At 64.3% G+C, this 17,423-nt stretch carries 17 protein-coding genes; 5 read left to right on the top strand and 12 right to left on the bottom strand.

Annotated features, from left to right (window positions below; genetic code table 11):
* The first annotated feature begins 14 nt into the window (after positions 1-14).
* The 3 genes from NDY25_RS10455 to NDY25_RS10445 all read left to right on the top strand — a co-directional run bounded on the left by NDY25_RS10455 (position 15) and on the right by NDY25_RS10445 (position 1,691).
* Positions 15-395 carry a hypothetical protein gene (locus NDY25_RS10455; RefSeq protein WP_168959025.1) on the top strand — a complete coding sequence of 127 codons (381 nt, stop codon included), beginning with the start codon at positions 15-17 and terminating at the stop codon, positions 393-395.
* A 217-nt stretch (positions 396-612) separates the two neighbouring features.
* Positions 613-1,161, top strand: coding sequence for a glutathione peroxidase (locus tag NDY25_RS10450; protein ID WP_168959026.1), 549 nt, complete (start codon positions 613-615; stop codon positions 1,159-1,161).
* 110 nt (positions 1,162-1,271) lie between these two features.
* A complete protein-coding gene (locus tag NDY25_RS10445; RefSeq protein WP_168959027.1) occupies positions 1,272-1,691 on the top strand; it encodes a lysozyme inhibitor LprI family protein in 420 nt (139 codons plus the stop codon).
* A 154-nt stretch (positions 1,692-1,845) separates the two neighbouring features.
* On the opposite strand, the gene NDY25_RS10440 is transcribed toward NDY25_RS10445, so the two are convergent.
* The 8 genes from NDY25_RS10440 to NDY25_RS10405 all read right to left on the bottom strand — a co-directional run bounded on the left by NDY25_RS10440 (position 1,846) and on the right by NDY25_RS10405 (position 9,089).
* Entirely contained in the window at positions 1,846-3,459 is a 1,614-nt protein-coding gene (locus NDY25_RS10440) for a GMC family oxidoreductase (protein WP_168959028.1), read from the bottom strand.
* A 252-nt stretch (positions 3,460-3,711) separates the two neighbouring features.
* Positions 3,712-4,500 (bottom strand): AraC family transcriptional regulator, encoded by a 789-nt coding sequence (locus NDY25_RS10435; RefSeq protein WP_343243428.1) that lies wholly within the window; start codon positions 4,498-4,500, stop codon positions 3,712-3,714.
* A gap of 468 nt (positions 4,501-4,968) precedes the next feature.
* Positions 4,969-6,030 carry an MlaA family lipoprotein gene (locus NDY25_RS10430; protein ID WP_168959030.1) on the bottom strand — a complete coding sequence of 354 codons (1,062 nt, stop codon included), beginning with the start codon at positions 6,028-6,030 and terminating at the stop codon, positions 4,969-4,971.
* A 10-nt stretch (positions 6,031-6,040) separates the two neighbouring features.
* Positions 6,041-6,334: an STAS domain-containing protein gene (locus NDY25_RS10425; protein WP_168959031.1), complete on the bottom strand. Its 294-nt coding sequence runs from the start codon at positions 6,332-6,334 to the stop codon at positions 6,041-6,043.
* Positions 6,324-6,986, bottom strand: coding sequence for an MlaC/ttg2D family ABC transporter substrate-binding protein (locus NDY25_RS10420; protein ID WP_006451567.1), 663 nt, complete (start codon positions 6,984-6,986; stop codon positions 6,324-6,326). The genes NDY25_RS10425 and NDY25_RS10420 overlap by 11 nt, the downstream gene beginning before the upstream one ends.
* Entirely contained in the window at positions 6,983-7,534 is a 552-nt protein-coding gene (gene mlaD, locus NDY25_RS10415; RefSeq protein WP_023905821.1) for an outer membrane lipid asymmetry maintenance protein MlaD, read from the bottom strand. The genes NDY25_RS10420 and mlaD overlap by 4 nt, the downstream gene beginning before the upstream one ends.
* Positions 7,535-7,545: 11 nt before the next feature.
* Positions 7,546-8,295, bottom strand: coding sequence for an MlaE family lipid ABC transporter permease subunit (locus tag NDY25_RS10410; RefSeq protein WP_006451569.1), 750 nt, complete (start codon positions 8,293-8,295; stop codon positions 7,546-7,548).
* Positions 8,295-9,089: an ABC transporter ATP-binding protein gene (locus NDY25_RS10405; RefSeq protein ID WP_168959032.1), complete on the bottom strand. Its 795-nt coding sequence runs from the start codon at positions 9,087-9,089 to the stop codon at positions 8,295-8,297. Before NDY25_RS10405 ends, NDY25_RS10410 begins: the two co-directional genes overlap by 1 nt.
* A 235-nt stretch (positions 9,090-9,324) precedes the next feature.
* Here NDY25_RS10405 and NDY25_RS10400 point away from each other — a divergent pair, with 235 nt between their 5' ends.
* A complete protein-coding gene (locus NDY25_RS10400) occupies positions 9,325-9,612 on the top strand; it encodes a DUF6916 family protein (protein ID WP_168959033.1) in 288 nt (95 codons plus the stop codon).
* Here NDY25_RS10400 and NDY25_RS10395 read toward each other — a convergent pair.
* From NDY25_RS10395 to NDY25_RS10380, 4 genes are all read right to left on the bottom strand, one after another.
* The gene (locus tag NDY25_RS10395) at positions 9,605-10,168 is read right to left on the bottom strand and encodes a GNAT family N-acetyltransferase (protein WP_168959034.1); all 564 of its coding nucleotides are present in this window, start codon (positions 10,166-10,168) and stop codon (positions 9,605-9,607) included. The two genes, NDY25_RS10400 and NDY25_RS10395, sit on opposite strands and share 8 nt — an antisense overlap.
* Positions 10,169-10,182: 14 nt before the next feature.
* Entirely contained in the window at positions 10,183-10,719 is a 537-nt protein-coding gene (locus NDY25_RS10390) for a phage tail protein (RefSeq protein WP_168959071.1), read from the bottom strand.
* A gap of 62 nt (positions 10,720-10,781) precedes the next feature.
* A complete protein-coding gene (locus NDY25_RS10385; protein WP_168959035.1) occupies positions 10,782-11,309 on the bottom strand; it encodes a phage tail protein in 528 nt (175 codons plus the stop codon).
* Between the two features lie 71 nt (positions 11,310-11,380).
* Entirely contained in the window at positions 11,381-11,920 is a 540-nt protein-coding gene (locus tag NDY25_RS10380; RefSeq protein WP_168959036.1) for a phage tail protein, read from the bottom strand.
* 320 nt (positions 11,921-12,240) lie between these two features.
* Between NDY25_RS10380 and NDY25_RS10375 the strand changes: the two genes are divergently transcribed.
* Positions 12,241-17,421, top strand: coding sequence for a putative Ig domain-containing protein (locus NDY25_RS10375; RefSeq protein WP_425525864.1), 5,181 nt, complete (start codon positions 12,241-12,243; stop codon positions 17,419-17,421).
* Positions 17,422-17,423: the final 2 nt, after the last annotated feature.

Here is a 17,423-nt window from a genome sequence, read left to right as displayed (position 1 = left end):
AAGAAGAGAGTGCCATGTCGCGTCGATGGATCTATGCAGTGGTCTGCGCCCTGCTGCTGACCGCATGCAGCAATACTCCGGCTGCCAAGCCGGGCGCTGCAGCGAGCGCCCAACCACCACCGCGCGCAGTCTCTGCTGATGCTGCCGAATGCACCGCAAAAGGTGGGCAACTACGCCCGGTCGGTCGCATGCAGACGGTGCGCTGCGTGGTGCCGTACGCCGATGCCGGCAAGACCTGCACTGACAACTCCGATTGCAGTGGCGATTGCCTGGCCACCAGCATCGTGCCCGCCGGCACCGCCACTTCGGGTACCTGCCAGCGCGACAGCGACCGCTTCGGTTGCCGCCAGGAAGTGGTCGGCGGCATGGGCCAGGCCGCGCTGTGCATCGATTGATGGCATTGCATGTGCTTAAGCGTTGGCACTGGCGGATCAGCTGATCCGCCAGTGCACGCAGTGGTCGCCAGCTGTCGCAATAGCCGGCCGCAGCAAAGCCAACTGCAGCAACAGAAAGTTGTAAGCAACAGCCAACCGCAAGCACCGTCAGACACCCGCATCGCTCGCTCGGCTTCAGCGGTTTATGCTCTCGGCTCTACCTGCCCAGGACGTACCGATGAGCCAGACGCTTTACGACATTCCCGTGGCCCGTATCGACGGTGAGCCCGCCACGCTGGCCGACTATCGCGGCAAGGTGTTGCTGGTGGTCAACGTCGCCTCCAAGTGCGGCCTGACCCCGCAGTACGAAGGCCTGGAAGCGCTGTATCGCGACAAGCAGGCGGCGGGTCTGGAAGTGCTCGGTTTCCCAGCCAACGACTTCAAGGGCCAGGAGCCCGGCAGCGAGGCGGAGATCGCCCAGTTCTGCCAGCTCACCTACGACGTGACCTTCCCGATGTTCTCCAAGATCGCGGTCACCGGCACGGACACCCATCCGCTCTATCGGCAGTTGACCAGCGCACACCCGCAGGCCACCGGCGACGGCCCGATGCGCGAAAAACTGGCCGGCTACGGCATCGAACCCAACCCGGCCCCCGGCGTGCTGTGGAACTTCGAAAAATTCCTGATCGCCCGCGATGGCCAGGTCATCGCCCGCTTCGCCCCCGACGTCCCGGCCGACGACGCACGCCTGCGGCAGGCAGTCGATGCAGCATTAGCGACTGCTTGAGCCCCTCTCCCCCCGGGAGAGGGGTTGGGGTGAGGGTACGGCGGACGGAACACGGATGCAGCAAGCAAGCCCAATCATCGCGCTAGAACAGACTCCAGTGGCCTATGTCGATGCGTTACATCCTTGTCATCCTGACGCTCCTCGGCTGCCCGGCATTGCAGGCAGCACCCCGATGCTTCAACCCAGCCACAACAGCGGAAAGCAATGCATGCTGGAATGACGAAGTCGGCCTATCGCAAGATCGTCTGACTGATTATCTGGGCGCCGCCCGCGAAAGGGCGATGACTGTCTTGAATGTTCCAGCCGACGCGTTCGACAACGCACAAGCGGCTTGGACAAAGTACAAAGATCTTCAATGCGGCAACGTACGCAAGCAGTGGGGCAATGCGACGGTTGGGCCGGCAAAGGCCGCAAGCTGCATCGTCGACCTCAACGATCAGCGGTCGCATGATCTATGGAAACACTATCTCACCTATGTCGATCGCACGCCGTCGATCAGGCCCGAACCTGCGTTGCGTTCTGGCAAATGACATTGCAGCTACGCGATGGCGCATCTGCCACGCTGATCGACTGGTCACGCAGCTGCACGCTCAAAAGAACGGCGACCTAACAAATCGCCGTTCTTGCTCAAGTGATCGAAGCGTTGCGCACACGGCGCGATGCGTCGATCAACAGGTCAACAGGTCAACAGGTCAACAGGTTGCCCAGGCGTTCGCCGATGATCACGCACGGCGCCATGGTATTGCCGGTCGTCACTCGCGGCATGATGGAGGCATCTGCGATTCGCAACCCGTCGATGCCATAGACCCGCAGCTGCGCGTCCACCACCGACATCGCATCGCGGCCCATCTTCGCCGTGCACGACTGATGCCACACGGTGGAGGCGGTATTGCGTACGAAGCCTTCGAGCGCCTTCCCGTGCAAGGCACCCGGCATGACCTCACGCTTCACGAAGGGACGCATGGATGCGCTGTTGCCGATTTCGCGACAGATCTCCACACCGCGAACCAGCGCCTGCACGTCTTCCGGTGCCGACAATGCGCCGGTATCGATCTTCAACGGGTCCATCGGGTCGGATCCGCTCAAGGTGATCGATCCACTGCTCTTGGGCCGCACCAGCCCAGGCAGCAACGACCATGCAGCAGCAGGCGGGTTGAACATCGCCTGCGCCTCGGCACTGGCGATCGGGATTTCCGCAAGGAATGTCTGCAGATCCGGCGTGTCCATGTCTGGATGACTCTTGCAGAAAAAGGTCGATTCGCCGGCATTGTTGCGCGGCGCATACGCTTGCTCATATTCCCAGATGCACCCCGACACCATCATGTGGTCCTGATAATTCTGGCCGACGCCCGGCAGGTCCTGCACCACCTCGATCCCGTGTTCGAGCAAATGACCGGCCTCGCCAATACCCGAATGCATCAGGATCTTCGGGGTGTGGAGCGCACCAGCCGAAAGCACGACTTCCTGCCTGGCTTTGATGCGACCAACCTTTCCTGCATGAAGCACTTCAACACCGACGGTACGCTTGCCTTCCAGCGCCACACGCAAGACATGGGCATGGGTCAGCACCGTCAAGTTCGGCTGTGCCATGAGTGGATAGACGTAGCGTCTGAAGATCGAGCGGCGATGCCCGTTTTCGATGCAAAGATTGGCGATGGCGGCACCGCTGCCGGCTTCCATCAAGGCACCGTTCTGGTCGTCGAATGTCGGTATCCCCAAGTGCGCTGCGGCAGACAACATGGCGGGCGCCACCGGATTCGGGTCGGGCGCCGGTTGCACCAGCACCAGGCCGCCGGTACCCCGGCGCTCGGCATCCGGCTCGCCGCGCCAGTCTTCGATACGCCGGTAGGTCGCCAGCGTCGCCTCATAATTCCAGGCCGCATCACCCGACTCGCTGGCAAAGTAGTCCCAATCACTGCGGTGCCCGCGTGCCCAGACCATGACGTTGATCGACGAACCGCCGCCAAGCACCTTGCCCATGGAGAGCGGGATCGCACGGTCATTCAAATGCGGATTGGGTTGCGCCTGAAATTGCCAGTCACGCTCGCTACCCAAATTGGTAAACCAGACCGAAGCGTCGCTGACGCTGGCCACATCGTCGCTGCCGCCCGCCTCCAGCAGCAATACGGTGATGTCAGGGTTTTGCGCCAGGCGGCGTGCGACAACCGAGCCCGACGTGCCCGAGCCACAGATAATGTAATCGTACTCGGCGGCCAGATTGTTTCTTAGGTGACGTTGATTATCGTCGACCCGCCGAGCAAACTCGGCGGTATAAAGTTCAGTGCGGTGCGCTTGCATGCAGAAATCCTAAAAACGTGTGCGGGCAGCATCGCCAAGCCCCAGGCGCGACGATACTTGCCGATAAGTCGGCGATGAAAAGAGAAGGAATGGGCGCACTCCGATTGCGCGCTCCGGGCATGAGTCAGTTGTTCAACAACGGATCGATTCTATGCCGCGTACCGTCGGATTCTTTTATCTGCAAGGCGCGTGGTACATGTCCGCAAGGCGCGTTTTGAAACGAGCAAACGCGTCTGTTTAAAGCATGCCTGCTCAACGTAGGCGCTGTACCTGCGCATTCGAAGGAGACATGGCATAGCAGGCCCGAAACGCACGGCTGAAATGTGCGGCAGTGGCAAACCCGCAACGCCAGGCGATTTCCTGGACGCTTGCGGCCTGCCCATTACTCTCGCTCAACAGGCGGTGGCCGTGCTGCAGGCGCACCTGCCAGACATACCGCATCACACCGCTGTCTTCGGCCCGGAACAGGCGCTGCAAATGTTTGACCGACACGTGCGCCGCTGCGGCAACTGCGGCGCTATCGAGCTGCTGATCGCCCAGATGCTGATGGATGTAGCGTTTTGCACGAAACACCACCGCCGCGCTACTGCGCTGCTTCACCGTCTCGGTGGGGGTGGCAAGTATCGCGTCCACCAGATTGAGCAACTGCTGCTCCATCAGATACCGCATGTGCGTGCTTGGCGAAACGTGCTGCGCGGCGATGCAATGAATCAGATCACGCGTGGCACGCATGTCCGCCGACTCCATATCCGGCACCAGCAAACCGTTCAACGCGTGGCGCAGGCCACGATCGCGTAAACCCGACTTTGGAATCCGCAACACCGTCATTTGGCTGCGTAAGGCAAAGGACTCGCTGAACGCACCACTCGGATCGAGCATGAACATGCTGCCGGCCGCAAAGCGCTGCTGCATGCCGGCCATTTCAATATCGACTTCACCGCCGGTCATGAGTTTCAGATACAGCCATTCCCCCTGCCACGAGGCCTGCTTTTCGCCAGCCGGTGCCAGGGCCATGGCGCTCAGGTCTGCCAGGGTCAACACCACATTCCCAAGATTCCAGTGTTGCGCCGTGGAATGTAGCGACTTCGATGCGTCGAACGCACAATACAAACCATGCCGCTCAAGCATGACCTCGGACCAGGCCGCTCGCGCATCGGCACTCGGTTCGAATCGGATGAGTTGTTGGTCCAAAGCGGTGACGGCCATGAAGACGTATCTCGGTGACGGCCTCGACATGCCGAGATACCGGAGGTGAGCCGACCAGGCGAGGCCACAAGGTTCCTGCGCTCAAGCCGCGTCACCCTACGCTGTTTCCCGATCAATTACCGACTGCGTGCTACGGCCCTGGTAATGGCCCAGGTTGGGGTCGGTATTGAATGGGGTAGAGGGCGCTTTTGAAATGCTCGGTAGTTTCGCCAGAGCTGTCGCACTCAGAGCCGCTCCAAAAACAAAAAAGCCCGGGATCGCTCCCGGGCTTTCGTAGTTACTTCAAACCGCAGACTCAACCGATCAACGAATCCATTGCGGAATCGGCATCGCATCCACCGGCACCGTGCTGTCCTTGTCTTCGCGCAGATAGTCGGGCAGCTCGGTGTTCTTTTCGCGATGGCTGCGCAGATCGCGCACGATCTGGTAGTTGCGGCGTTGCATCCAGGCATCGCGGGTCAGGGCGTACTCGTCCGGTGCCTGGTCGCGCAGCGAATCCAGCGACATCAGCTGCGAACGCGTATCCACCAGCTGCAAGCCCTGCAGGGCAAAGCGCGCACCGCCATCGTCGACCTGGCGCACCCACGACAGTGGAATATCGCCACCCAGGCCAACGGTGTCGCGCACGGTGCGTGGGCCGAACAGCGGCAGCTCGAAGTAACGCGAGTTACGCCAGCCCCAGGCACCCAGGGTCTGACCGAAGTCTTCGCTGCGGCGCGGAATGCCGGCTGCGGAGGCCGGGTCGAACAGACCGGCCACGCCCAACGTGGAGTTCATCACGAAGCGGCCCAGCGACTGCACCGCATACACCGGGTGGCCCTGCAGCAGCTGGTTGACCATGGTCAGCGGCGTGCCGAGGTTGTCGAAGAAGTTGGTCACGCCCAGGCGCGCCGGACTCGGCACCACCTTGGTGTAGGCGGTCGCCAGCGGACGCGCCACACCGCGGTCCACCGCCATGTTGAAGCGGTGCATGCCGCGGTTGTAGCGCTCCCACGGGTCGTAGGCCGGCGCGCCAGGCTGTGCCGGGGCATCGTTGCCGCCGGCTTGCGGCGTGGTGGGGCCATACAGCGCGTCGAAGTCGTCTTCAGCGGCGGTCGGCGCCGCTGAGCTGCCGCTGCTGGCATCGGCGCTGGCCTGGTCGCTAGGCGCAGCGGCAGTGACGGCAGTGGCCGGCAACGCGTCCGGTGCAGCGATTCCGGCAGCGGCCGGCTGCGCGGTCACTCCGGCATCGTCGCGGACCGGTGTTTCAGCGCCTGGCGCGATGCTGGTCGCAGTTGCGGGCGGGGCGGACTTCGGCGTCTGGCTGGCGCATGCACCAAGCAGCAGGCAGGCGGCCAACAAAGAGAGGGGGCGTAACTGGGTCATGGGGTGGCGCTCACGCCTGAAAATCGAAAGTAGGGGACAAGCGATAAGCGGCGCGCAATTCGTCCAGACCGGACGCCTCACCCACCACCGTAACGGTACCAGTGCTGCGCACGCGTGCAGCCAGTTCGGCCAGCATCGCCACGCCGGCACTGTCCAGGCGTTGTACACCGGACAGGTCGAGCGTGCGAATGCCGTCCAGCTGCGCGACCGCCTGCGGCCAGGCCGCAGTGACCGCCGCCCGGTCGAGCACGCCGGTGAGTGCCAGCGTGTCGCCGTTGCGTTGCACGGAGCTGTTACTTGCCATTGGCCGGTGCCGCACCGACCTGCAGATTGCCGCTGCGCAACTCTGCAGCGACCTTGGCGATGCCCTTCTCGCGCAACGGGCCGTCGAACTGGGTCTTGAAGGTCTGCACATAGGAGATGCCTTCGATCATCACGTCGAAGATTTTCCACTGGCCGCCGACGTTACGCATCATGTAATCGACCGGGGTCGGGTCGTTGCCGGCGCGCAGCAGGTCGGTGGAGACCTTGACGCCGCGGTTGCCCGGCAGCGCGCTCTCGGACTTGGCGCGGAAGGTCGGCTTGCCTTCGAAGTTCAGCAACGCGGTGCCGTAACGCTGCATCAGGTTATCGGCCAGCGCATCGGCAAACAGCTTGACGTCCGCATCGGAGGCGCCACGGCCGTTCACGCCAAGCACCAGACGTGCCGAGTAGTCGCGGTCGAAGGCCTTGTTCAATTCGCCATCGATGTACTGACGCAGCGCGGCCGGGTTGCCGCGGAACTCGGCGCGGCGCTGGTCCAGCGTGCTCAGGATGCGCGTGCTGCTGTCGATGACGGTCTTGGTGGCCGCGCCCTGTGCAGGCGCACTGGCGGCGGCTGGCTGGGCCAGCACGGTGGCCGGTGCGCACACCAGCAGGGTCGAGGCCAGGATGGCGGAGAGCAGGGTGGTTTTCATTGGTGGTGAGGTTCCGTAGAGGGAGAAGCGGGCGGGGCAGGCGGCGGGGCCTGGCCATCGGTGGCGGCCGGGGCATTGCTGCCACCACTACCGCCACCACTGAACATGTACTTGCCGACCAGCTGCAGCAGATCCACCGCCGGCTGGGTGAAGCCGATTTCTTCGCCCGGCTTGAGCGTTTCCGGGTCGCCGCCCGGCTGCAGCCCGATGTAGCTCTCGCCCAGCAGGCCGCTGGTGAAAATGCCGGCCGAGGTGTCGGCGGGCAGATCCTTGTATTTGTTGTCCAGCGACAAGGTCACCACCGAATCGAACTTGGTCGGATCCAGGCTGATGTCGGAGACCTTGCCGATGGTCACGCCACCGATCTTCACCGGCGCCTGCGCACGCAGCTGGCCAATCTGGCTGAAGCGCGCGGTCAGCGTGTACTGGCTGGAGCCGAAGCCCCAGCGCTGGTTGGTCGAGGCCACCGCCAGCACCAGCAGCGAGGCCAGGGTCAGCAGCAAAAAGGCGCCGACGGCGAATTCGAGTCGTGGTCCACGCATGGCCATAGTTATTCCACTCACCTAAACAACATTGCAGAAAGGACGAAGTTGAACATCAGCACCAGCAGCGAGGCGTTCACCACCGCGCGGGTGGTGGCGATCGAGGTGCCTTCGATGGTCGGCTCGGCGTGGAAGCCCACGTAGGCGGCGACCAGTGCGGCAGTGCCGCCGAAGATCGCCGACTTGAGCATCGCCACGCCAAAGTCGTCCCAGAAATCCACGCTGTTACTCAACCCCGACCAGAATGTGCCGTTGTCGATGCCCAACACGTGGACGGCTTCGAAGTAGCCGCCGGTGATCGCCAGCGAGCAGAACACGCCGGTCAGCAACGGCACCGTCAGCACCGCCGCCCAGAAGCGCGGCGCCACGGCCTTGGCAATCGGGTCGATGGCCATCAGCTCCAGCGCCTTGATCTGGTCGGTGGCGCGCATCAGGCCGAGCTCGGCGGCGATCGAACTGCCGGCGCGGCCAATGAACAGCAGCGCGGTCAGCACCGGTGCCAGCTCGCGGTACAGCGACAGCCCCAGTAAGGTCGACAGCGCATCCGACGCACCATAGGTGGTCAGCGTGCGGTAGCCCTGCAGGGTCAGCACCAGGCCGACGAAGGCGCCGCCGACGGCGATGATCGGCAGCGAGCGCGCGCCGACCTTGTAGATCTCGCGCACCAACTCGGCGATGAAGTCGCGCGTAGGCACCGAGCCGCGCAGCACGGTCAGCGAGAACAGCCCGGCGCGACCGAAGGCGCGGATCGATTCGACCATGGCCATCAGGCAGCACTCCGGTCGCGCCGCGGCGCCGCATCGAAGGCGATCGGGCCGTCCGGCTGGCCATGCAGGAACTGCTGAACCAGCGGATCGGTGCTGTCCTGCAATTGTTCCGGCGTGCCGGCGAACACGATGCCGCCATTGGCGATGACCACGGCCTGATCGCTGATCGGCAGGGTTTCGTGCACGTGGTGGCTGACGATGATGCTGGTCAGGCCAAGGCTGTCGTTGAGGCGCTGGATCAGGCTCATGATCACGCCCGAGGCGATCGGGTCCAGCCCGGTCAGCGGCTCGTCGTAGATCATCAGCGGCGGATCCAGTGCCAGCGCGCGCGCCAGCGCCACCCGCCGCGCCATGCCGCCGGACAACTCGCGCGGCCAGGCATCGGCAGCGGCGAGCAGGCCCACTGCATGCAGCTTCATCTGCACCAGGCGTTGCAGCACCGGTGCCGGCAGGCGGGTATGCGTGCGCAGCGGCAGCGCGACGTTGTCGGCCACGCTCAGGTCGGTCAGCAAGCCATTGCCCTGCAGCAGCACGCCGACATTGCGGCGCATCTCCAGCAGCGCACGGTTGCCGCGCGGGATCTCTTCACCAAACAGGGTGACAGTGCCGGCGACCGGACGCAGCTCGCCGGTCAGCGCGGCCAGCAAGGTGGACTTGCCGCTACCGGAGGGACCAAGCACGGCAGTGATGCTGCCGCGTGGCACGTCGAGCGAGACGTCGCGCAGGATCGTGCGACCGCCGCGATCGATGCGGACACCGGACAACTGCACGACAGGAGATGCGAACGCCGTCATCGAAGCCTTTAACAGAATTCCAACGCGATAGAGTAACCGTCACACGGCTGAACATAACCGAACCGGCGCGTGCAGTATTGTCGCATGACGCCTGTACCGCAGCAGACGGATTGCGGCCGATGCGAATGCAACAAGCCGTCTCATGCATGACGCGTTGCAACGTTCGAGCGCACGGATGTTGTGGCAGGTATGCCCGATGTGGATGATCGAATGCTCTGCCGACCAAGAGCATGCAATGGACCTACTGACCCTGGAGCACTTCGCAGGCAGCGTCAACGAAACCTTCTCGGCGGCATTGAACGAGGGCGAGATTCCATTCGTGCTGGTGGAGGCGCGCCCGCTGCCGGCCACGCAAGCAGCGCAACGCGCGCCGTTCTCGTTGTTGTTCCGCAACAGCTCGGCGTTTTTGTTTCCGCAACAGATCTATCAGCTGCGCCACACCCGGCTGGGCGAGGTCGGGGTGTTTCTGGTGCCGGTCGCCCGCGAGCGCGATGGCTTTCTGTATCAGGCGGTTTTCAACTGACGCTGGTCGGCGGCGCGTCGGCGGGCTGCCAGCGCATCGCAAGATGGGTCGCGCTGGTGTCGCCGGCAACAAACCCCAGACGTGCATAAAGGCGATGTGCAGCGGGATTGGCATGCGACACATGCAGCGCCAGGTCGCATCCCGCAGCGCGCGCCAGTGTTTGTGCATGCACGATCAGTCCCGTGCCCGCCCCTTTTCCACGCCAGGCGGGGAAAAGGCTGATATCGACCAGCAGGTGGTGCACTGGTGCGCGATGCAGATAGAACCGGCCGATGCGTTCGTGCAGCGTTTGCACGATCAGAAACTCGGCGTCGGGAAAGTGGTTTAGATAATGCGCGCGCTGCAGTGCGAACTGCTGATCCAGAAATGCGCGCTTGGCTGCTTCCTGCCAGGGCACGCCGGCGAGTTCGTCGCGGCGCGTGCTGGCGTACAGATCCCGCAGCCAGGGCAGATCTGCGTCTTGTTCGGCACGCAGGCAGAGACCTTGCGCAGCCAGCGCTGGAGCATGCAGCAAGGTGATACCCGGCGAGTCCGACGCGTTTGCAGCAAACGTCATGTGGCAGTTCGGCGTCAGCTGAATTGCGGGTATTCCCCGACCAAAGCGATGCAGAAATTCACCGCCAGATACGGCTGCTGGTTTTCGTGCGGTAAACCATTGCCGGTCGGTGTGATCATGGTTGGTGCACATGTCGCATCTGTCGGTGGCGACCCGAACGGGCGTGCACTGCCGCTGCCCATTGTCGACAGCGCCGAGCCGTTGGCGGGCATACCGGATTTCTTGGTCGCATCGGGCTGCGAGTAAGCGGTGATGCCATGATCATGAGGCGGGATCTGGGTGGTCAGCAGGCTGGCCGTGGCATTGCCGAACGTGCTGCCGATCTGCCGGGCGGTCAGGTTTGTTCCTTGTCCCTGTTCACAGCCGGCACGCCCGCTGAAGTTGGGTAACTGAAAGGTGCTCGACCCATTGCCGCCGTAAGTGATGCCGAGCAACGAGAACAACATGGTGTTCTGTTGCACGGGCAGCGTTGCGCCGTTGCAATACGCCCAATCGGCGGGATTGAAGTCGAAGCCGAACAACTGAATTTCGCCAACATACGGAGAGGTCATGTACGAGGTCCTCAAGTGCAACGGGAGAGGGGCTGTGCCCTGCCAGACGCGACAATAAAAACTCAACTCTGTTGCGGAAAGACACCGGCAGTTGCGATGCAGAACTGCACGGTCAGCGTTGGCATGGTGTTCTCGTGTGGCTGCCCGCCGCCAGTCGATGAGGTCGATTGCGGAGCCATCGCGATGGCGGTGGAGCCAGTGCCGTCAGACACGTAGAACACATCGCCACTGACAGCAGCAGGTAGCAAGCCGGCCGGTGCGGTCGAGGTCGCTGCCGCTGTCGTGGCCAATAGCGTGTGCGTATGTAAGGGCAGCTGTTGCTGGATGAGCGTGACGGTCTCGGTGCCGGAAATCTGACCGAGCGAGTAATTGCTCAAGCCGATTCCCTGGCCTTGATGGATCGGCAGGCGTCCGCGCAGGTCGGGGACGCCAAACGTGGATTGTCCGTCGCCGCCATAAGTGGTGCCGAGCAACATGTACAGCACATCGTAATCGGGAATCGACAGCAAACTGCCATCGCAGGCCTGCCAGCCCACCGGTGTGCGTGTGAACCCGAACATGCGTATTTCGCCGATAAACGGAATGCTCATGGGTGTCCTCCTTGGTCAATGCGACGGCTGCGCCTGCACTGAGGCAATGCCGGGTGCTTCTGGGCGTGGGCCTATCCCCGCGAGGGGAAGTAGCCGCTGAGTGCGATGCAGAAGTTGAGCGTGTTGTAAGGCTGCAGATTTGGATGTGACTGGTTGCCACCTGTCGGCGCGACTGTGCCCGGGCTCGTCGATACCAACGTGCCAGCGGCCGCATAGAGCGGCGTCGCTGCGCCACTGGTGTTATTGGCGAGCACGCGGCCTGCGGGACTGCGGCTGTTGCCCGCTGCAGAAGAGACATCCATCAGATGCGTGTGCGACGGCAGATTGGCTTGCAGCAGCGTCACGTTCTCGCTGCCGGCCAGCGCGCCAATCGGCGATGCTGCCGGTTGCCAAGCGGGGTCAACCGACGGCCCGTAACCAACTGGCGTGCGTCCGCGCATATCCGGCAAACCGAACGTGGCGCTCCCATTACCGCCATAACGGGTTCCCAGCAGCGAAAATAACGCTTGATTCTGTTGCACCGGAAGCAGTTGGCCGTTGCATTGCGCAAAATACTTGGGCGCGAAGCTGAAACCGGCCATCATAATCTGACCAACGAAGAGCTCGCTCATGCGGGTGTCCTTGACGTAGGTACAGCGCCGACATTATGTCGAGCGTCTCACTACAAGTAGCGTGAGGCGCGGTGCTTCGCAAGCGATTTTCTTTCGAAGCGGAGTGAACCATTAAAATATTATTCTTTATTCGTTAGTCAGTTCCTGTTCAAATGCGATCACAACGCCGGAGGGGAGAAATCTCACTAGGGCGGCGTTGTCTTCAGGCACGAGGATCGTTGCCGGCGCCGGGGTGGCGCTCTCCAGGGGTGTGGATCGTGACTACTCAGCGTGGGTTGATGACGGGCGCTACCGGCGGCCGCGTATGTTTCGTCGTGACGATGCTGCTATTTGCCTTAGCAGGGTTAATGCCGAACCTGGCAGCAGCGCAGGCGGCCTCGACATATTGCACGACCCGCAGCGCCACGGTAAATCAAAGCGGGTCAGTGACATTCGACGTCAGTAACTGCGACGGTCCGGACAATGTCGGCATGGGCGACGATCCCAGAAATCCCCTGGATGCCAACAACCGCGGCGTCACTCCGAATGGAACCATCGAGCTGAGCGGCCAAAGCGGTTCTGGCACGGAGACCGTCACCTATACCCATAACGGGAATTCTGCGACGTCGGATACGTTTTACCTGCGCGACCAGGAAGAAAATGTTCTTACCTTCAACATCACGATCACCGCCACGCGCACCGCCAGCATTGCGGTGAGCCCGGCCAGCCGCAACGAAGACAGCAATGCGGCTTTCACCTATACGGTCACGCTGAGCCAGACCAACAGCTCGGCCACCACGGTGAATCTGACATCTGGCGGTACTGCGACCAGTGGCGGCGATTACGCCGGTGCGGTGACCAGCGTCGTTGTACCCGCCAACGCCACAACGGCCAGCTTTCCGATCACCCCGGTCGCCGACGGCACTGTGGAAGCGGACGAGACCGTGGTGTTCAGCGTGGCCAGCGGCAGCGGCTACTCCATCGGCAACCCATCCACCGCCACTGCCACGATTCTCAACGACGATGCGCCTAGCGCATCGATTGCAGTCTCGCCGGCCAGTGTGGCCGAGGACGGCGCAACCAATCTGGTCTACACGGTGACGCTAGACCAGGCCCCGGTAAACGCCGTGTCGGTCGCTTTCAGCATCGGCGGCAGCGCGACCTCGGGTACCGATTACGCGGCCGTGAGTTCACCGCTGGTGATCGCGGCCGGCCAGACCAGCGGCACCATCACGATCACTCCGACCGCCGATGCCACTGTCGAAGCAGACGAAACCGTGGTGCTGACGGTAGTCGCCGGCAGCGGCTACGCGGTGGGCACGCCGACCAGCGCGACCGGCACGATTCTCAACGACGACGCAGTCGTTGTGACAGTGGGGCCAACAACGTTGCCTGCAGCGACCGCGGGCAGCGCCTACAGCCAGAGCCTGACCGCCAGCGGCGGCACAGCGCCGTACAGCTTTGCCGTCACCGCCGGTGCCTTGCCGGCCGGGTTGACGCTCAGCGCCGCCGGCGTGTTGTCCGGCACGCCCACCGCCAGCGGCACGTTCAACTTCACCGCGACCGCAACCGACAGCGGCTCGCCCACGCTCACCAGCGGCAGCCGCGCCTATGCGCTGACCGTGGCTGGCGCAACCGTGACGCTGCCGGCGACCACCTTGCCCAACGGCACCACAGGCCAGGCCTATTCGAGCGCACTCAATCCGGCGACAGGCGGCATTGCGCCGTACACCTACGCCGTCACCGCCGGTGCATTGCCGACGGGCATCACGCTCAATGGCAGCAGCGGCGCCTTGACCGGCACCCCCGGTAGCGTGGGCAACTTCGCCTTCACCGTGACCGCCACCGACAGCACCGGCGGCACGCCCTCGCAGGCTGCGCGCAGTTACACGTTGAACATCGTTGCCCCGACGATCGTTGTCGGGCCGGCATCGCTGCCGGCGGCGACCGCAGGCAGTGCCTACAACCAGACGCTGAGCGCCAGCGGCGGGACCGCGCCGTACTCCTTCGTGGTCAGCGCAGGCGCATTGCCGGCCGGATTGACCCTGAGCGCTGCCGGCGTGCTGTCCGGCACGCCTACCGCCAGCGGCAGCTTCAACTTCACCGCGACCGCGACCGATAGCGGCGCCACACCCACCAGTGGCAACCGGGCTTACACATTGACCGTGGCGGGGGCGACCGTGGTCCTGCCGGCGACCAGCTTGCCGGCCGGCACTGCAGGCCAGGCCTATTCGAGCGCGCTCAATCCGGCCACGGGTGGCATTGCGCCGTATACCTACGCCGTCACTGCCGGTGCCTTGCCGGCGGGCATCACGCTCAATGGCAGCAGCGGCGCCTTGACCGGCACCCCCGGTAGCGTGGGCAACTTCGCCTTCACCGTGACCGCCACCGACAGCACCGCAGGCACGCCTTCGCAGGCCGCGCGCGGTTACACCTTGAACATCGTTGCGCCGCCGATCGTCGTTGCGCCGTCTACGCTGCCGGCTGCCACGCGTGGGACGGCCTATAGCCAGGCCTTGAGCGCCAGTGGCGGCACCGCGCCGTACACCTACGCACTCGCCAGCGGCGCATTGCCGGCCGGCCTCACCCTGGCCAGCAATGGCACGCTGTCGGGTACCGCAACGGTGGAAGGCAGCTTCAACTTCACCGTGACCGCCACCGATGCGGGGAGCTTCACCGGCAATCAGGCCTACAGCCTGACCGTGGCCGGCCCGAACTTGGCATTGCCAGCGAGCACCCTGCCCGCAGGCACGGCCGGGCAGGCGTACTCGGCGGTGATTGCGCCCGCCACCGGTGGCACCGCGCCCTACAGCTATGCACTGACCGCCGGCGCATTGCCAGCTGGCGTTGTCGTAGACGTGGCGACCGGTGCACTCAGCGGCACGCCGACCGTGGCGGGCACGTTCAACTTCACCCTGACCGTGTCCGACAGCACGCCCAGCCCGGCGGCGCAGGCCAGCCGCAGCTACACGCTGACCATCGCGGCGCCCTCTATCGCAATTACTCCCTCTGCCTTACCTGCAGCCGTGCGCGGCACTGCCTATAGCCAAGCGGTGACGGCCAGCGGCGGTATCGCGCCGTATAGCTATGCACTCGGAAGCGGCGCGTTGCCGGCCGGTATCACCCTGGCCAGCAACGGCACGCTGGCTGGCACCGCGACGGTGGAAGGCAGCTTCAACTTCACGGTTGTGGCAACGGATGCGGGCAATTTCACCGGTTCACAGGCCTATGCGCTGACGGTGACCGGCCCGAATCTGGTGTTGCCGGCGTCAACGTTGCCGGCCGGCAACGCGGGGCAGGCATATTCGGCAGCGATAGCGCCTGCCTCCGGCGGCACCGCGCCTTACCGCTATGCACTGACCGCAGGCGCGTTGCCGAATGGCGTTGTTCTCGACACTGCGACCGGTGGGCTCAGCGGCACGCCGACCTTGTCGGGCGTGTTCAACTTCACCCTGACCGCCACCGACAGCACGCCGAGCCCGGCTGTGCAGGCCAGCCAGAGCTATTCGGTCACCATTACAGCGGCGACGCTGGTGCCGGGGCAGCCGACGTTGCCACCGGCGGTGCGCGGCAGCGCGTACAACCAAGTGTTGACGGCCAGCGGCGGCGTTGCGCCCTATCGCTACAGCATCGCCAGCGGCACCTTGCCGGCTGGCCTGACGCTGGCCAGCGACGGCACGCTGTCGGGCACGCCAACCACCCAGGGCACCTCGTCCTTCACCATCGCGGTGGCCGATGCCGGCAATGCCAGCGCCACGCAGGCCTACAGCTTCACGGTGAGTGATGCTGCGCCAGTGGCCGTGGCCGATGTGGCGGCCACCATGTCCGACACCGCGGTGACGGTGGCGGTGACCGCCAACGACACCGGCAACATCGCATCGATCGCCATTGCCACAGCGCCGACCAACGGCACCGCCGTGGTCAACGGGCTGGAGCTGGTCTATACGCCGGCCGCCGGTTTCGTCGGCACCGATGTGGTGAGCTACACAGTTACCGGTAGCGGCGGCACCTCGGCCCCGGTCACGTTGACCATTACGGTCAACGCGCGGCCGGTGGCGGTGTCGGTGACTGCCGCGGCAGTGCCGGGCGAGGCGCAGCAGGTCGATCTGACCCGCAATGCCACCGGCGGGCCGTTCGTGGCTGCGGCCGTGGTCGCGGTGCTGCCGGCCTCGGCCGGTACCGCCACCATCACCCGGACTGGCGGTACCGCCACTGCGGCGGCGGCGCGTGCCTCCGGCCCATCGCCGGCGGCGGCTGCGATGGCCGAGACGCCCACGTTCATGCTGACCTTCACCCCGAACCCGGCGTTCGTCGGCCAGGCCATGGTGCAGTTCACCTTGTCCAATGCGTTCGCCACGTCGGTGCCGGCCAGCGTGGTGTTCACCATCGCGCCGCGCCGCGACCCGAGCGTGGATGCGGAAGTGCGTGGCCTGATCGATGCGCAGTCCGAGTCCACGCGGCGTTTTGCGCGGGCGCAGATCGACAACTTCCAGCGCCGTCTGGAAGCCACCCATCGCGGCGGCAGCACCTTCAGCAACGCGGTGAGCTTCCAGCCGACCTCGCATTGCCGCCAGGCCGATCGCGGCATCAGTGCGCAGCCGTGCAGCCCGGATACGCAGGAGGCCGACAACGACTTCCGCGATGCGCCGGCAGTGGCGAGCAGCGGCAACAGCACTGCGCAGGGTCAGGGCGACCTGGGTCTGTGGGTGGGCGGTGCGATCCGCTCGGGTAGCCTGGACAAGCAGTCCAACAGCACCGGGGTGGACTTCCAGACCGACGGCCTGAGCGTGGGCGCCGATTACCGGGTGGCGCAGTCGCTGGCGATCGGTGCGGGCCTGGGTTGGGGCCGCGACGACAGCGATGTGGGCAGGAACGGCAGCCACTCCAAGGCCACCGCCTACACCATGGCGTTGTATGCCAGCTTCCATCCGGGCAAGGCGTTCTTCTTCGACACCTTGGTGGGCTACCAGTTGCTGTCCTACGACCTGCGTCGCTTCGTCACCGACGATAGCTCGATGGCCGAGGGCAACCGCGACGGCAAGCAGTGGATCGCGTCGGTGTCCACCGGTGCGGACCTGCAGCGTGGCGATCTGCAGATCACACCGTATGCGCGCGTGGATGTGGCGCGTGCCACGCTGGATGGCTATGTCGAAGACGGCGTGGTGCCGTTCGCACTGCGCTATGACGACATGGACGTGGCCACCACCACCGGCAACCTGGGCCTGCGGCTGGAATGGCGCCGCGACGTCGCCTGGGGCCGGCTGACCCCGCAGTTGCGCGTGGAATATCAGCGCGACTTCCAGGGCCGTGGCGATGCCACGCTGAGTTACGCAGATTTGAACGGCGGGCCGTTCTATCGCGCCGGTCAAAGCGCGTTCGATCGCAACCGTTTGATGGTGGGCATCGGTGCGGCGCTGCTGACCGAGCAGGGCCTGTCGACGCGGCTGGAATACCGCGGTATTACCGATGGCGACAACAACGACGATCAGACCTGGATGATCAATCTGGAAAAGAAATACTGATC

Origin of the sequence: Xanthomonas hortorum pv. pelargonii (genome assembly GCF_024499015.1) — a bacterium.
In the GTDB taxonomy this organism is placed as follows: Bacteria; Pseudomonadota; Gammaproteobacteria; order Xanthomonadales; family Xanthomonadaceae; genus Xanthomonas; species Xanthomonas hortorum_B.
Note: the sequence above shows the minus strand (reverse complement) of the source record. Positions and strands in the feature narration are given on the sequence as shown.

Bases quoted from the DNA above. Each gene is read 5' to 3' on its own strand.
- NDY25_RS10455 (WP_168959025.1), top strand. From the start codon at position 15: ATGTCGCGTCGATGGATCTATGCAGTGGTCTGCGCCCTGCTGCTGACC.
- NDY25_RS10450 (WP_168959026.1), top strand. From the start codon at position 613: ATGAGCCAGACGCTTTACGACATTCCCGTGGCCCGTATCGACGGTGAG.
- NDY25_RS10445 (WP_168959027.1), top strand. From the start codon at position 1,272: ATGCGTTACATCCTTGTCATCCTGACGCTCCTCGGCTGCCCGGCATTG.
- NDY25_RS10440 (WP_168959028.1), bottom strand. From the start codon at position 3,459: ATGCAAGCGCACCGCACTGAACTTTATACCGCCGAGTTTGCTCGGCGG.
- NDY25_RS10430 (WP_168959030.1), bottom strand. From the start codon at position 6,030: ATGACCCAGTTACGCCCCCTCTCTTTGTTGGCCGCCTGCCTGCTGCTT.
- NDY25_RS10425 (WP_168959031.1), bottom strand. From the start codon at position 6,334: ATGGCAAGTAACAGCTCCGTGCAACGCAACGGCGACACGCTGGCACTC.
- NDY25_RS10420 (WP_006451567.1), bottom strand. From the start codon at position 6,986: ATGAAAACCACCCTGCTCTCCGCCATCCTGGCCTCGACCCTGCTGGTG.
- mlaD (WP_023905821.1), bottom strand. From the start codon at position 7,534: ATGGCCATGCGTGGACCACGACTCGAATTCGCCGTCGGCGCCTTTTTG.
- NDY25_RS10410 (WP_006451569.1), bottom strand. From the start codon at position 8,295: ATGGCCATGGTCGAATCGATCCGCGCCTTCGGTCGCGCCGGGCTGTTC.
- NDY25_RS10405 (WP_168959032.1), bottom strand. From the start codon at position 9,089: ATGACGGCGTTCGCATCTCCTGTCGTGCAGTTGTCCGGTGTCCGCATC.
- NDY25_RS10400 (WP_168959033.1), top strand. From the start codon at position 9,325: ATGGACCTACTGACCCTGGAGCACTTCGCAGGCAGCGTCAACGAAACC.
- NDY25_RS10395 (WP_168959034.1), bottom strand. From the start codon at position 10,168: ATGACGTTTGCTGCAAACGCGTCGGACTCGCCGGGTATCACCTTGCTG.
- NDY25_RS10390 (WP_168959071.1), bottom strand. From the start codon at position 10,719: ATGACCTCTCCGTATGTTGGCGAAATTCAGTTGTTCGGCTTCGACTTC.
- NDY25_RS10385 (WP_168959035.1), bottom strand. From the start codon at position 11,309: ATGAGCATTCCGTTTATCGGCGAAATACGCATGTTCGGGTTCACACGC.
- NDY25_RS10380 (WP_168959036.1), bottom strand. From the start codon at position 11,920: ATGAGCGAGCTCTTCGTTGGTCAGATTATGATGGCCGGTTTCAGCTTC.
- NDY25_RS10375 (WP_425525864.1), top strand. From the start codon at position 12,241: ATGCTGCTATTTGCCTTAGCAGGGTTAATGCCGAACCTGGCAGCAGCG.